This window comes from Muricauda sp. SCSIO 65647 (assembly GCF_021534965.1).
GTDB lineage: Bacteria > Bacteroidota > Bacteroidia > Flavobacteriales > Flavobacteriaceae > Flagellimonas_A.
This window is the reverse complement of record NZ_CP091037.1, coordinates 539,243-554,222: the sequence shown is the minus strand read 5'-3', so window position 1 is coordinate 554,222 and position 14,980 is coordinate 539,243. Positions and strand designations below refer to the sequence as shown.

Annotated in this window: 18 protein-coding genes; 9 read left to right on the top strand and 9 right to left on the bottom strand. The window is 43.5% G+C overall.

Features of this window, described 5'->3' with window-relative positions; all coding sequences use genetic code 11:
• Positions 1-10 precede the first annotated feature (10 nt).
• The 9 genes from trpB to L0P89_RS02410 all read right to left on the bottom strand — a co-directional run bounded on the left by trpB (position 11) and on the right by L0P89_RS02410 (position 7,634).
• A complete protein-coding gene (trpB, locus tag L0P89_RS02450) occupies positions 11-1,192 on the bottom strand; it encodes a tryptophan synthase subunit beta (protein ID WP_235266816.1) in 1,182 nt (393 codons plus the stop codon).
• Positions 1,176-1,901 carry a phosphoribosylanthranilate isomerase gene (locus L0P89_RS02445; protein ID WP_235266815.1) on the bottom strand — a complete coding sequence of 242 codons (726 nt, stop codon included), beginning with the start codon at positions 1,899-1,901 and terminating at the stop codon, positions 1,176-1,178. The genes trpB and L0P89_RS02445 overlap by 17 nt, the downstream gene beginning before the upstream one ends.
• Entirely contained in the window at positions 1,898-2,683 is a 786-nt protein-coding gene (trpC, locus tag L0P89_RS02440; protein ID WP_235266814.1) for an indole-3-glycerol phosphate synthase TrpC, read from the bottom strand. Before trpC ends, L0P89_RS02445 begins: the two co-directional genes overlap by 4 nt.
• Positions 2,684-2,758: 75 nt before the next feature.
• Entirely contained in the window at positions 2,759-3,754 is a 996-nt protein-coding gene (gene trpD, locus L0P89_RS02435) for an anthranilate phosphoribosyltransferase (protein WP_235266813.1), read from the bottom strand.
• Positions 3,751-4,317, bottom strand: coding sequence for an aminodeoxychorismate/anthranilate synthase component II (locus tag L0P89_RS02430; protein WP_235266812.1), 567 nt, complete (start codon positions 4,315-4,317; stop codon positions 3,751-3,753). The genes trpD and L0P89_RS02430 overlap by 4 nt, the downstream gene beginning before the upstream one ends.
• Position 4,318: 1 nt before the next feature.
• Positions 4,319-5,716, bottom strand: coding sequence for an anthranilate synthase component I family protein (locus tag L0P89_RS02425; protein ID WP_235266811.1), 1,398 nt, complete (start codon positions 5,714-5,716; stop codon positions 4,319-4,321).
• Between the two features lie 230 nt (positions 5,717-5,946).
• On the bottom strand, positions 5,947-6,525 hold the full coding sequence (locus tag L0P89_RS02420; RefSeq protein ID WP_235266810.1) for a YceI family protein: 579 nt from the start codon (positions 6,523-6,525) through the stop codon (positions 5,947-5,949).
• A 28-nt stretch (positions 6,526-6,553) separates the two neighbouring features.
• Positions 6,554-7,186 carry an NAD(P)H-dependent oxidoreductase gene (locus L0P89_RS02415; protein ID WP_235266809.1) on the bottom strand — a complete coding sequence of 211 codons (633 nt, stop codon included), beginning with the start codon at positions 7,184-7,186 and terminating at the stop codon, positions 6,554-6,556.
• Position 7,187: 1 nt separating this feature from the next.
• A complete protein-coding gene (locus L0P89_RS02410; RefSeq protein WP_235266808.1) occupies positions 7,188-7,634 on the bottom strand; it encodes a MarR family winged helix-turn-helix transcriptional regulator in 447 nt (148 codons plus the stop codon).
• 134 nt (positions 7,635-7,768) lie between these two features.
• Between L0P89_RS02410 and L0P89_RS02405 the strand changes: the two genes are divergently transcribed.
• The 9 genes from L0P89_RS02405 (at position 7,769) to L0P89_RS02365 (ending at position 14,966) form a co-directional block, all read left to right on the top strand.
• Positions 7,769-8,320: a TlpA disulfide reductase family protein gene (locus L0P89_RS02405; protein ID WP_235266807.1), complete on the top strand. Its 552-nt coding sequence runs from the start codon at positions 7,769-7,771 to the stop codon at positions 8,318-8,320.
• Between the two features lie 10 nt (positions 8,321-8,330).
• Complete coding sequence (locus L0P89_RS02400; RefSeq protein WP_235266806.1) at positions 8,331-8,948, top strand: thioredoxin family protein; 618 nt, start codon at positions 8,331-8,333, stop codon at positions 8,946-8,948.
• Positions 8,949-9,022: 74 nt separating this feature from the next.
• The gene (locus tag L0P89_RS02395) at positions 9,023-9,337 is read left to right on the top strand and encodes a rhodanese-like domain-containing protein (protein ID WP_235266805.1); all 315 of its coding nucleotides are present in this window, start codon (positions 9,023-9,025) and stop codon (positions 9,335-9,337) included.
• A complete protein-coding gene (locus L0P89_RS02390; protein WP_235266804.1) occupies positions 9,337-9,846 on the top strand; it encodes a DinB family protein in 510 nt (169 codons plus the stop codon). Before L0P89_RS02395 ends, L0P89_RS02390 begins: the two co-directional genes overlap by 1 nt.
• Positions 9,847-9,866: 20 nt before the next feature.
• Positions 9,867-11,147, top strand: coding sequence for a DUF2851 family protein (locus tag L0P89_RS02385; RefSeq protein WP_235266803.1), 1,281 nt, complete (start codon positions 9,867-9,869; stop codon positions 11,145-11,147).
• 8 nt (positions 11,148-11,155) lie between these two features.
• Entirely contained in the window at positions 11,156-11,383 is a 228-nt protein-coding gene (locus L0P89_RS02380; protein WP_235266802.1) for a PspC domain-containing protein, read from the top strand.
• A gap of 2 nt (positions 11,384-11,385) precedes the next feature.
• Positions 11,386-12,393: a potassium channel family protein gene (locus L0P89_RS02375; RefSeq protein WP_235266801.1), complete on the top strand. Its 1,008-nt coding sequence runs from the start codon at positions 11,386-11,388 to the stop codon at positions 12,391-12,393.
• A gap of 85 nt (positions 12,394-12,478) precedes the next feature.
• Positions 12,479-14,101, top strand: coding sequence for an alanine/glycine:cation symporter family protein (locus tag L0P89_RS02370; RefSeq protein WP_235266800.1), 1,623 nt, complete (start codon positions 12,479-12,481; stop codon positions 14,099-14,101).
• Position 14,102: 1 nt separating this feature from the next.
• Positions 14,103-14,966 (top strand): helix-hairpin-helix domain-containing protein, encoded by an 864-nt coding sequence (locus tag L0P89_RS02365; RefSeq protein ID WP_235266799.1) that lies wholly within the window; start codon positions 14,103-14,105, stop codon positions 14,964-14,966.
• Positions 14,967-14,980 lie beyond the last annotated feature (14 nt).

Genomic DNA, 14,980 nt, shown 5'->3' with positions numbered 1-14,980 from the left:
TGATAAAATATCATAATTTGAAATAATCGATGTACGTCTGTAGGTCTTTGTCACCGCGCCCCGACAGGTTAATGACCACCACATCGTCTTTTTCAAATTTTTTGCGGTCAAAAATGGCAAAGGCGTGACTGGTCTCAATGGCGGGAATTATACCTTCCAACTTGGCCATTTCAAGCCCCGCCTGCATCGCCTCGTCGTCGGTGATGGAAATGAACGCCGCACGGCCCGAGGTATACAAATGTGCATGCATGGGCCCTACACCGGGGTAATCCAGACCAGCTGAGATGGAATAAGGCTCGGTAATCTGTCCGTCATCGGTCTGCATCAACAGCGTTTTGCTGCCATGAATGATGCCTATCTTGCCCAAGGCCGAGGTAGCGGCACTTTCACCCGAATGGATGCCTTTTCCTGCCGCTTCAACGGCAATGATGCTTACCTCTTCATTGTCGAGATAATGAAAGTAAGCACCAGCGGCGTTACTGCCACCCCCCACACAGGCTACTACATAATCGGGATTTTCACGCCCCTCCTTCTCTTTCAACTGCCATTGAATTTCTTCTGAAATCACCGATTGAAAACGAGCCACCATATCAGGGTAGGGGTGTGGTCCGACTACAGAACCTATTATGTAATGGGTGTTCACCGGATTGTTGATCCAATCACGAATGGCCTCGTTAGTGGCATCTTTCAACGTACGGCTTCCCGATTTGGCGGGTCGTACCTCGGCTCCCAACATTTTCATTCGGGCCACGTTGGGTGCCTGTCTGGCAATGTCGATTTCGCCCATGTACACCACGCATTCCATGCCCATTAGGGCACAGACGGTAGCGGTGGCCACTCCATGTTGCCCGGCACCCGTTTCGGCTATGATACGGTTCTTGCCCAATTTTTTGGCCATCAAGATCTGTCCGATGGTATTGTTGACCTTATGGGCACCTGTGTGGCAAAGATCTTCGCGTTTCAAATAAATCTTGGTGTTGTGTTTTTCTGAGAGTCTTTCGGCAAAATAAAGTGGAGTAGGGCGCCCAACATAATCTTTCAATAAGTGTTGAAATTGTTTCTGAAAGTCTTCCGTTTCCATGATCTGTACATAGTTTTGCCGAAGTTCTTCACAGTTCGGATAAAGCATTTCTGGAATGAAAGCCCCCCCAAAATCACCATAATATCCTTTGTCGTTAGCGTGATAACTCATTTTCCAACAGTTTTTTGAATTCTTTTATTCTTTCAATATCCTTAAGCCCCGGTTTGACCTCAAACCGACTGTTCACATCGATGGCATGGCAATATGTTGATTCAGGCCGCGTCATAAACTCTTGTAAAGAATCGATTTCCCCCAATCCAATGCCACCGCTCAAAAAATAGGGTTTTGTTGATGGATAGTCTTTAAGCATAGACCAATCAAATGTGAGCCCAGTGCCACCGGGAAGCTTCCCTTTGGTATCGAACAAGAAATAGTCGCAGACTTCTTCATATTCCTTCAAGATGGAAAAATCAAATTCATTCTGATAGCTATCGGGATGTATGGAAAAGACTTTGATAATTTCTACCGTTCTGCTATTCCGAAATGACCCCGAATATTCGGGTGATTGGGGAATCTTTTTAGATTTCCCCTGTTTTGTCGAAATGCCCGATAGTCTTGTCATGAGATCTTTACAATACCCGGCACTTTCGTTTCCATGCAACTGAACGGCATGCAACCTATAATTCTTGATTTTTTCAAACACTTCATCAATAGGTGCATCCACAAAGACACCTACTTTTTTGATGCCTTCTAAGGATCGGGGCATTTCACCTTCAAAAAACCGGGACGATGGTGCCCAAAAGATGAATCCGAGGTAGTCGGGTTTCAATTTGGCCACTTCCTCCGGATTATATTTCATGCCACAGACCTTCAATTTCATGCCTTTAGTTCTTGGATGAATTTTTCCGCACTTTTTCCTGGACTCTCGGTCTTCATAAAATTTTCGCCGATCAAAAAGCCTTGGTATCCGTATTGTTTCAATTCTTCGATGGCCTCAATTGTACTGATGCCACTCTCTGAAACCTTTGCGAACTCATCGGGTATTTTTGCCGCGAGTGATTTGCTGGTTTCTAAACTGACCCCAAAGGTTTTCAGATTTCTGTTGTTCACCCCCAACATATCAAGACTGGGCATGATCGATTTCTGCAGTTCTTCTTCATTGTGTACCTCCAACAACACTTCGAGTTGCAAGCTTCGGGCGAGTTCTGACAAGGTTTTGATTTCTTTTCTTGTCAGTACCGCCGCAATCAATAATATGACATCGGCACCGTGTGCTTTGGCCTCCACTACCTGATACCCGTCGATGATAAACTCTTTACGCAGCAGAGGGAGTTCAACAGAGGCTCTTGCAAGCAAAAGGTCTTCAAGTGAACCGCCAAAATATTTTAGATCGGTCAAAACGCTCATACCGCTTGCGCCGGCTTTTTGATAGCCCTTTGCCACTTGTGCCACATTGGTGTTTTGATTGATGGTCGCCTTTGAGGGTGAACGTCGTTTGTGCTCTGCAATAATGCCCGTTTCACTTTGTCTAAGGCCTTTGGCCAGCGAATGGGTACCGCGTTCGAAAAGCACCGATTGTTCCCATTGGGAAATGGGAATCAATGATTTCTTGAGTTCAACCTCCTTTCGTTTGTCAGCTATTATTTTGTCTAGAATGTTCACGGTCAATTTTGATTGTCATTTCGACCGAATCGGAGAAATCTAGATTTCCCGGTCGCAGGCTTCTTTGAAATGACTTTAATTTTTACTCAATTCCTGCAATTTCTTCAATGCCATCAATCCTTTGCCACTTAACAACGATTCTTTGGCCTTTTCAAAACCCTCTTTTACATCGATACCTTCAACAGTGGCAATGGCCACCCCCGTATTGGCACAGACCACATTGTTTTGGGCCTCGGTACCCTTGCCGTTCAGCACGTTCATAAAAATCTGGGCTGATTCGGCGACATCATCGCCACCTATGATCTCAGAAGCTGATATGGGTGCTACTCCAAAATCTTCGGGCGTGATCATACTTTCGGTTTCATTTGAAATGGTTTTGGTATTGCCGGTCAAACTGATTTCATCGTATCCATCCAATGCATGTAGCACCGTAAAGTTTTTATCCGTGTTCTGATAGAGGTAGCCGTACATTCTTGCCAATTCTAAATTGAATACCCCGACCATTTGGTTTTTTGGGAAGGCAGGATTCACCATTGGCCCCAACATGTTGAAGAAGGTCTTTACGGCCAGTTCCCTTCTGATGGGGGCCACATTTTTCATGGCAGGATGAAACAATGGTGCATGCAGCACACAGATTCCGGCCTCCTCGATGGACCTCCGCAAGAAATCTGCCTCATTGCTGAATTTGATACCGAGAAATTCCATCACGTTGCTGCTGCCACACTTTGAGGAAACTCCGTAATTACCATGTTTGGTCACTTTTATACCTGCCCCCGCAGTAACAAATGATGCGAGGGTCGAAATGTTAAATGTGTCTTTGCCATCACCCCCTGTGCCACATAGATCGATCGGATTGTACTCGCTCAAATCCACCGCAAGACAAAGTTCCAGTAGGGCATCACGAAAACCTTCCAACTCTTCGATGGTGATGCTGCGCATCATATACACGGTCAAAAAAGCCGCGATCTGACTGGTGTTATATTCGCCTTTGGCGATATTCACCAAAATCTGCTTAGCATCTTCTTTTGTCAAGATTTCGTGGTTGATAAGTCTATTAAGGGTTTCTTTCATTTTTCCAACCAATTTTTTAGCATTTGTTTTCCATGGGGGGTGAGCACCGATTCAGGGTGAAATTGTACCGCCCGAACATCATATTCTTTATGTCGTAGTGACATGACCTGTCCGTTTTCATCAAAAGAAGTGGCCTCCAGCGTTTCTGGAAGGTCTGGATGCACTACCCAAGAATGATAGCGACCCACTGCGATTTCTTTTGGAATGCCTTTGAAAATGTAATCATCTTTGGTGATTTTTATGGTAGTGGCGATGCCGTGATAGACCTGGTCTAAATTGACAAGGCTGCCGCCAAAGACTTCTCCGATGGCCTGTTGCCCGAGGCACACCCCAAAAATACGTTTGTTGGGGGCGTAGCGCTCAATAATCGGTTTAAGAAGCCCGGCCTCATCAGGAATTCCAGGCCCCGGCGATAATACAATTTCATCGAACGGTTCCACATCTTGCAGTGTTAATTGGTCATTTCGTTTGACCACCACATCACATTCAAGATCTTCTAAATAGTGCACCAAATTGTAGGTGAAACTATCGTAATTGTCTATCATCAAAACTTTCCTGCCCATTTTAAATCCTTTCAGCGATTTCAAGGGCCTTGTTCAAGGCGCCCAATTTGTTATAGGTTTCCTGTAGCTCCGCATCCGGGTCTGAAGCGGCCACCAAACCGGCACCAGCTTGATAGTGCAGGGTATGGTTCTTGCTCAAAAAGGTTCGGATCATGATGGCGTGGTTGAAATTGCCCTGAAAATCCATAAAACCAATGGCTCCACCGTAATAAGCGCGGTTGGTCTTTTCATATTTCTCAATCAGTTGCATGGCCATGTGTTTTGGGGCTCCGCTCAACGTACCTGCCGGAAAGGTGTCTGCCACGATTTTCAGTGTCGAGATGGCCGCTTTCTTTTGTCCTGTGACCTTTGAGACCAAATGGATCACATGTGAGAAATACTGTACTTCGCGATAGGTCTCTACATTCACCGCATAACCGTTTCGGCTGAGGTCGTTACGCGCAAGATCGACCAACATCACATGCTCGCTGTTCTCTTTGTCATCAGCTGCCAGTTTTTTGGCCAGTTCAGCATCTTTCTCGTCATTTCCCGTACGCTTGTACGTGCCTGCAATGGGGTGTATCTCGGCCTTACCATCTTTAACGATCAATTGTGCCTCGGGAGAGCTTCCGAAGATTTTGAAATCCCCATAATCGAAATAGAAAAGATAAGGTGAGGGATTGATAGAGCGCAAAGCGCGATAGACGTTGAATTCATCTCCTTTAAAACCTTGGGAAAACCGTCTTGAGAGTACCAATTGAAACACATCGCCGCGTTGGCAGTGTTTTTTGGCCAAACGCACATGCTCACGATATTCTTCATCTTCAAGGTTGGAAATGGCTTTGCCTTGCTTTGAGAAGTTATAGGTGGCAAAATTTCTTGCTTTCAACAGTTGGTGTATATCTTCAATGTTACTCTCGTTATCATGGCAGTGGGCGAAGATATAGGCTTCGTTCTTGAAATGGTTGATGGCGATGATATTCTGATAAACGGCATAGAAGATATCGGGTATTTCCACCGCGTTTTCTTTTTTCGAGATTTGTACGGATTCAAAATAACGTACGGCGTCATAGGCCATATACCCGAACAGTCCGTTATTGATGAACTTGAAATCATGGCCTTTTACAGAGAAGCGTGTGGCAAAACCATCGATTACTGCGGTCAGGTCAATATCTTCTTTGATTTTCGTTTCTTCAAATGAACCATCGGGGAACTGTTGAATGATCTTTTCGTCCTGTACTTTTATATAGGCAATCGGATTGCAGCAGATATATGAAAAACTGTTGTCGTTGGCATGGTAATCACTACTTTCCAACAAAATACTGTTCGGAAACCTATCACGTACCTTTAGATATACACTTACGGGTGTAATGGTATCGGCCAGTATTTTTTTGTAATGTGTCTTTAGTTCGAATCTCATCTCGGATTGATATAAAAATGAAGGCCTGTCGTGATGACAGGCCTTTTTATATGTTCATATAGTAGGGACTAGCTCACGATGTTCGACGTAAGTTTAGCCACCACCACGTATTTACGATTGTTCGTTTCATTGCTTCAAATATAGAAAGGAATTTGGTTTTGGCAAACGAAAATAAAAAAATCCCACCCCAGAAAACCATGGATGGGATTTGCAAACACTAAACCAAATTCTTAGAATTCCAAATCGACGACCAAGTCGAATTCATCATAGATGGTCTTGTCACCAAGGTTTTCGAAGAAGCTGCCAGAGCCATATCGCACATCGTATTGTGCCCTGTCGACTTTCATAGTGGCCGTAGCTTTACTGCCATAGATCGACACATCAAAGGTCACGGGTTTGGTGATGCCCTTAATGGTCAGGTCACCCGTTACTTCATATGAGTTTTTGCCGGATGCTTTGACGTTGGTAAAGACCAGTTTAGAGGTGGGGTGGTTGGCGACACTGAAAAAATCATCAGATTTTAGATGACCTTCGAGCTTGCCCTTGTACTCGCCCTCTAAGTCGGTCGAAATCAAAGAGGTCATGTCAACCTCAAATTCACCGCCAGACAATTTGCCGTTGTCATCGAACATCAGTGCTCCAGACTTTAGGTCAACGGTACCGGTGTGCGAACCGGTTACTTTGTAGGCTTTCCAAGTGACGGTACTGGCATCGGTCTTCACTTCTTTTTTCTCCCCATCAATTGGGTTCGCCAAGGCCGTTAGGCCAAATGTAAGGGTCAACGCTAGACTTAATACGTTCTTTTTCATGATTTTGATAATTGATTTTGTTTTTGATTTATAAATGGGTGAATAATTCTCGCTTTGATTTTCGCACTTTGGGGTAGTGCTGGGTCTCGTCTTTCTCTGAACGGTACCCTATGGCCAACACCACGGCTGCGTTCAGGTTTTTAGCTTCAAGACCCAAAATTTTGTTGTACTGTCCAGCTTCAAAACCTTCCATGGGGCAGGTATCTATTTTTAATTCTGAAGCGGCCTGAATCATATTGCCAAAAGCAAGATAGGCCTGCTTTGAGGTCCAAACACTTTTTTGTTCTGGTGAAAGATCCAGCAGTTTTGATTTCATAAAATCACTGTACCCCTTTAAATTCTCTTCGGGAATGTTTCGGGTCTTGCTCACATTTTTCAGATAGTCATCCATCAACTCCTCCCCGAAATCGGTTTTGTTGGCAAATACGATGATATGCGAAGCATCGGTGATTTGTGACTGCCCCCAAGAGGCAGGCTTGAGCTGCTCTTTCAGGTTTTGTTCGGTGATGACATATAAATGATAGGGTTGTAGACCATACGATGAGGCACTCAATCGTGTAGCTTCCAACAATAACTCTAAATCATGTTCAGATACCTTTTTGTCGGCATCGAATTTCTTGGTGGCATAACGCCAGGTTCTATTTTCGAGTACAGTTTCCATTTTAAAATTTATCCAATAACGTGTTTAATTCTTCCAATTCTTTTTTTGAAAATCGTTGCACGGCCATTTTTTCGGCATTGGCAACGGCAATATCCATTTCAGAAAGAGCGGTTCTGCCATTGTCGGTCAGTGTAATCTCGACCTTACGCCGATTGGCCTCGCAGATGGTTCGCTCAACATATCCTTTGGCGATTAACTTATCGACCAATCTTGTGGTGTTGCTCATTTTGGTGACCATACGCTCATTGAGGGTAGAGAGATTGGCCGGTAACCCTTTTTGCCCTCTTAAAATTCGCAGTACATTGAATTGTTGCAAAGAAATCTCAAAAGGTTTGAGGGCATTGGCCAGTATCTCGTTGACTTTGTGGTGTACCAAGGTCATGTGGATCAGCGTTCTCGATTCCAATGGAATTTTTCTGGTTGTCTTGATGACCTCTTCTACATTCATGTCATTACAATAATTGTATATACAAATGTATAGCTATTTTTAGTAACCGAACAAATCTGTATGCGATAAAGTTTTGTTAAAACAAAAAAGCCGGTCAGGCCAATGGTTAAATTTACGAATCTAAAATGCTATATATGAACCGTTTGTTTTTTCTTGGTTTTTTTTCAATGTTTCTGTTAGCAAGTTGCAAAGACAGTGGGCATAAAAATCAAGATGTGGACACTACTTCTGTATATGCCAGTGCTGACACGCCCCGGCCACCGGTACAGGTCAAGTTTCCGATATATGATTTCGATGAATTCAAACCCTATTTGAACAAAGTTGACGACAAGGTTCATGTTGTCAATTTCTGGGCGACTTGGTGCAAACCCTGTATCAAAGAGCTTCCTTATTTTGAAAAAGTCAATGCCGAGCAAAAAGACAACGGGGTCGAGGTACTGCTGGTAAGTTTAGATATGCCCTCAATGTGGAAATCAAAGCTGGAACCTTTTGTAGAAAAGAAAAACATACAGTCTAAAGTCATTATTCTTGATGACCCCAACATGAATGATTGGATTCCAAAGGTTGATGAAGATTGGGGCGGGGGCATTCCTGCTACATTGATATATAAAAACGACCAACGTATTTTTTTTGAGCGGGGCCTTACCTATGAAGAGCTGACACATGAAATAGATAAAATGCAATAAAAATTCACATATGAAAACACTAAGAACAATTGGTACATTGCTGTTGGTATTTACATTAGGGGCTTTCACCCAGCCATCAGATGCCGAGCTTGTAGGCTATGCTATCGGTGATATCGCGACAGACTTTTCATTGAAGAATATCGATGATAGTATGGTTTCCCTTTCTGACTATGGTGATGCCAAAGGTTTTTTGGTCATTTTCACCTGTAATATGTGCCCATATGCCGTCGCCTATGAAGACCGTATCATCGGGTTGGATGCAAAGTACAAACCACTTGGGGTACCCGTGATCGCCATCAATCCGAACAATCCTGCACTACAGCCCGGAGACAGTTTTGAAGCCATGCAGCAACGTGCGGCCGAGAAGGGTTTCACTTTTCCGTATTTGTTGGATGAGGGGCAAGAAATCTATCCACAGTACGGGGCCAAAAGAACACCCCATGTATTTTTGCTCGAAAAAACGACCAATGGCAATGTTGTTAGGTACATTGGCGCCATAGATGACAACTATCAAAATGCGGCCCAGGTCGAGGACAAATACGTTGAGAATGCCGTCGATGCGATGTTGGCCGGTAACGAAATTGAGGTGACCACGACCAAGGCCATTGGATGTTCTATAAAGGTCTGATACGAAAAATACAGCGATTTAGGTCCGGAGCTATGCTTCGGATTTTTATTTTTGACAAATTTAAACTTGTAAAAATGGCAGATTTGACACAAGAAGAATGGGCCGAACAACTGGCCAGCGATGACAACGCTTTTATATTGGATGTACGCACCCCCGAAGAGGTTGAAGAGGGTTATATACCCGATGCCACCAATATAGACATATACTTGGGGCAAGAATTTTTAGATGAGGTCGAAAAGCTCGATAAGTCGAAAAACTATTATGTGTATTGCCGCTCTGGTAACCGAAGTGGCCAAGCTTGCGCTTTGATGAACCAATTGGGTTTTGAAAACGCCTATAATTTGATGGGCGGTTTCAATGAATGGGAAGGTGAAGTAATCGAGCCCTGATGCAACCCCGGTCCATCATACTCGAACTTAAAAGAAACGGAACCGTTTTTAAGGATTTGTTGGAAGACCTTCCTTTTGAGGCCCAAAAGTGGAAGCCCGATGTAGAAAAATGGTGTCCGTTAGAAATCGTTTGCCATTTGTTGGATGAGGAAGTAGAAGATTTTAGGGCAAGAACCCAGCATGTGCTTGAAACCCCAGACCTGCCCCTTAAACCGATAAAACCCCAAAGGTGGCCAAAAGACCGTAATTATTTGGGTCAAGATTTCAAGTTGGTCTTGCAGAATTTTCTTGATGAACGGCAAAAATCAGTGAACTGGCTCCAATCATTACAAGACCCAAAATGGGAGCAGACCGTTGACCATCCTGAAGTGGGGCCGAGAAGCGCCAAAAAATTTTTGATAAATTGGTTGGCCCATGATTATCATCACATAAGGCAAATCAACGCCATTAGATATGATTATCTGAAATTCAGGTCAGGTGACGATTTGGCCTATGCTGGAAATTGGTGAGCAATTTCTATTTTCGCCCAATGCGTGAAGATGTACTTCATTTCGTCTGGAAATATCAAAAGTTTCCGATACGATCACTTCAAACCACCAATGGCAAACCTATTGTCATCACTAAGACAGGAATCCACAATCATGGTGAAGGCCCTGACTTTTTCAATGCACGGCTTGAAATAGGGAGCCAAGAATGGGCAGGCAATGTCGAAATTCATTTGAAATCTTCAGATTGGTATGCCCATGGGCATGAGAGCGATAGAAATTACGACAATGTCATCTTGCATGTAGTCTGGGAAGATGATGTCTCGGTCTTCAGAAAAGATGGCACTGAGATACCCACCCTTGAACTGAAGAACTATCTTTCCGTTGATTTGCTGAATAGCTATAAAAAGCTTTTTCAAAATTCAAAGAAAACGTTCATCAATTGTGAGCGCGATTTTGGTGAAATTGATGGTTTTCTTCTTGAAAACTGGTTTGAAAGACTCTTTTTTGAACGGTTGCAGCAAAAATCAAACGTGGTATTTGAATTGCTCGAACACTCAAAGAACGATTGGGAAAAGGTCTTGTTCTGTCTTTTGATGAAAAATTTTGGTCTGAACACCAATGGTCAGACTTTTTTTACTGCGTCACAAGCGTTGGATTTTTCGATTATCAGAAAAATAAGTCATGACCCACAACTGCTTGAAGCCCTATTTTTTGGTATGTTGGGTTTGTTGCAACATGAAGTGCAGGATGAATATTTGACCCGACTCAGAACAGAATTCGACTTTCTGAAAACTAAATTTGGCTTACAAGCGAGGGTCGCCCAAAAGCCGACATTTTTTGGTCTGAGACCCAATAATTTCCCGACCATTCGCCTGCCGCAGCTTGCGGCGGTCTATCACAAAAGGGCAAATCTGTTCAATGAGGTCATTCAACTGAAAAGGCTTCAAGACTTTTATGGAGTTTTTGATGTATCTGCCAGTGCGTACTGGGAAGAACATTACACTTTTGGAAAGCTATCAAAAAAGAGCACAAAAAAACTGACCAAAAGCTTTGTGGAATTATTGGTGTTGAACACTATCGTTCCCATAAAATTCTGTTACGCCAAGAAAATGGGCAGGGCGGTACATGAAGAGCTTATTGAATTGGCTTCCAATGTAAAGGCTGAGAAAAACAGTATCATTGAGAAATTTGATTATATAGGCCAGCACACCGAAAATGCCTGGCAAAGTCAGGCGAAAATTCAACTTTACAATGCATATTGTGCCAAGAATCGTTGTTTGCAATGTGCAGTGGGCGCCGATTTATTGTCAAGAAATTTATAATTTTAGCCATGAGCTGGTTTTATGGTATTCTATATTACTTTCAAAAAAGGGGGTTTGAAGTATGCGAACGTATAGCAGAGCGTTTGGGCATAAGGGCAAGAACCGTTCGTACTACTTTTATATACCTCACTTTTGTCACGCTGGGTTTTGGCTTCGCCCTATATTTGTTCATTGCTTTTTGGCTCAAAATAAAAGACTTGGTGTACACCAAAAGAACTTCTGTCTTTGATCTATAACCATGCTGAGACTGTTTAAATCAAAAATAATTTTGGCCATTTCGTTGATGCTGACCATACTTCTTGCAGGTATGTTCGGCTATCATTTTCTTTCTGGCCTGTCTTGGCTGGATGCCATGTACATGACCGTAATCACGATTACCACTGTGGGGTTTACAGAGGTGGGCCCGATGCCCATTCAAGCCAAGATATTTACCGTATTTTTGATTATGGGCAGTGTATTCATCTCGGCTTATGCCATCTCGGTGGTCACCGAGTATGTGCTAAGCCGAAATTCAATGCAACTCCTAAAAAAGAAAAGGGTGAGAAACATGATTAAAAACCTTTCTGGCCATGTCGTTATTTGTGGATTTGGCAGAAATGGCATGCAGGCGGCCAATAAGCTAAAAGCCTATAAGATGCCTTTTGTGGTAATCGAAAAAGATAAAGAGGTCATCGAACGGTACGAGAATGATGTTCTGTTCATAGAGGGTGATGTCAATGAAGATCAGGTATTGTTGGCGGCCGGTGTTGATAGGGCCAGGTATTTGATTACAGCGGTTCCTGATGATGCCGTAAATCTTTTTGTGGTGCTTTCGGCCAGGCAGTTGAATACAAACTTGTTTATCATTAGCCGTGCTTCGCAGGTCACTTCTCTCAAAAAACTGGAATTCGCGGGTGCTGATAAGGTGATCATGCCCGATAAGATCGGAGGTGACCATATGGCATCTTTGGTGGTAATGCCCGACCTCATTACGTTCATGGACCAACTTTCTGTAGAGGGTGAGAATACCACCAATTTAGAAGAGGTAGAAATAGAGGACTTCACCGATCAGATGGATTGCAAATCGATTCGTGATCTCGATTTAAGGCGCAAGACTGGCTGTACCATTATCGGCTATATTGACCCTGAAGGCAAGTACCTCATCAATCCAGAGGCTGATTTGGAATTGGAACCCAAGGGAAAAGTCATAGTATTGGGCCGACCCGAACAGATTCGAAAGCTGAATGAGATGTTCCAGATCGAGTAGTGAATGACCCAATAAATTTGATTGCGATGATTTTTTTTAGGATATTGTCGCCTTTACATTAATCTAACATTCCAAAATAACCACCATGAAGCAACGTCTTCTAGCTTTTTTCGCTCTTATTTTTCCACTACTTACATTTTCACAAGAAACGGCAGAAATGGGCCTTGATGATAGGATCAATGCTTGGTTTCAACCCATTACGGCCGTTTGGGAAAGTATAGTTTTTTGGCAAGTGCCCGGCACAGGTATTCCGCTTGTGGTGATTATTCTTGTTTTGGGCGCGGTCTTTTTCACCTTGTATTTCGGTTTTGTGAATATCAGAAGGTTTCCATTGGCCATTAACACGGTAAGGGGAAAATATGATGAGATTGAGTTGCCAGAGGGCCATGGGGTTGAAAGGGCCGAAGTAAATATTGTCGAAGGCGATTTGCCCGACACCATTCGCGATGAGAGTAAAGAGGGTGAAGTGAGCCATTTTCAGGCCCTTGCCACGGCGGTTTCGGGTACGGTTGGTTTGGGAAATATCGCTGGGGTAGCCTTGGCCATTGCGATAGGCGGACCAGGTGCGACTTTTTGGATGATAATTTGCGGGTTGTTGAGCATGTCGACAAAATTTGTAGAGTGTACCCTGGGCGTCAAGTATAGGGATGTTGACGAAAACGGGGTAGTGCATGGGGGCCCAATGTACTATTTGTCACGAGGGTTAAAGGAGCGTGGCTTTACAGGATTGGGCAAGGCTTTGGCCGTGATTTTTGCCATTCTATGTGTGGGCGCCTCATTTGGCGGGGGCAACGCTTTTCAAGCCAATCAGGCCGCTGAACAAATGGCCGATATGATGAACCTTACAGGAGGTTCAACCGGTTTTCTCTTTGGATTGATGTTTGCGGCAATCGTTGGGGTAGTGATAATAGGCGGAATCAAAAGGATAGCCTCGGTTACCGAAAAAATAGTACCGTTTATGGCAGTTATATACGCCCTTGCCTGCCTGATCGTCATTTTTGCAAATTTTTCATATATAGATGATGCATTCGCGCTCATAATCAAAGGAGCTTTTACGCCTGAAGCTGGGCTCGGCGGTTTGTTCGGTGTTTTGATAGTGGGCTTCAGAAGGGCCGTTTTCTCAAATGAAGCCGGTGCCGGATCGGCAGCGATCGCACACTCGGCCGTAAAAACAAAGTATCCGGCAAGTGAAGGGGTCGTGGCACTCTTAGAACCTTTCATCGATACCGTTGTTATTTGTACTATGACGGCTTTGGTCATCATATTCTATAACAGCGGAGGTGTTTTTGAGTACGGTGGTGATGGTGCTGGTAATGTTCTGGTCGATGGAGCGCAGATCGGAGGTGTAAATTTGACATCTATGGCCTTTGAATCGGTGATTCCTTGGTTTCCCTACGTGTTGACCTTGGCCGTATTTCTGTTCGCTATTTCGACAATGGTATCGTGGTCATATTACGGTCTGCAATCTTGGAAATTCTTGTTCGGTAGGGGCAGGGCCACAGATTTGACCTATAAAGTACTGTTCATAGTGTTCACCGTTATCGGTGCTTCGGCTTCCCTAGGTGCGGTATTTGCGTTTTCAGACGCGATGATTTTGGCTTTGGTATTTCCAAATATGATCGGTCTGTTGTTACTGTTCCCAAGGGTAAAAGAAGAAATGAACAAGTATTTGAGCGCCATTAAGTCGATGAAGAAACAAGAAGGGTAACTTGAAAAAATTTAGATCTCACTTTAGGTTCAGCAGACAAGAACGAAGTGGGATTTTCTTTTTGCTGCTCCTCATCATAGTGCTGCAAACCATCTATCTATTCCTTGAAAATCGGTATTTGCAAAAAAGGTATCCTGATTTTGCGATTGACACCCTTGCCCAAAAACGTATCGATAATATCAAGTCGGTTCTTTTAACCAAAGATTCGATCAGGATACAAAGGTTCAACCCCAATTTCATTTCTGATCATAGGGGATATGTTTTAGGAATGTCGGTTGATGAAATCGACAGGCTGCACAACTATCGCGCCCAAGACAAGTGGATAAATTCAGTTGAGGGATTTCAAAAGGTCACCCAAGTTTCTGATTCACTTTTGGCGGCCATCTCGCCATACTTTAAATTTCCCGAATGGGCGTCAAGGCAAAGAAGTCAAAATTCAGGTACCCGACAAGGCCTGATATCGGCGCCAATTGCAGATTTAAATGCTGCCACGGCAGAAGACCTGAAGACCATATATGGCATTGGCGACAAGCTATCAGCTAGAATAATCAAGTTCAGAAACCGTTTGGGCGGTTTTTTGGTCAATGGGCAACTGAATGATGTGTATGGGCTGGAGAAAGATGTTGCCAAAAGGGTATTTGAACATTTTCAGGTACTGAATCCACCCCCGATCAAAAAAATAAATATCAATACTGCCACGAAAGATGAAATGGTGGGTTTGGTGTATATCGGTTATGACCTTGCAGACGAAATCATTACTTACAGACAAAAGAACGGTAGAATCGATTCCTTTGACGATTTGGCTGCTATACAAGGCTTTCCGAGCGAAAAGATTGATAGAATTAAGTTATATTTGTCCCTGTAAAAAAATTGCTATAA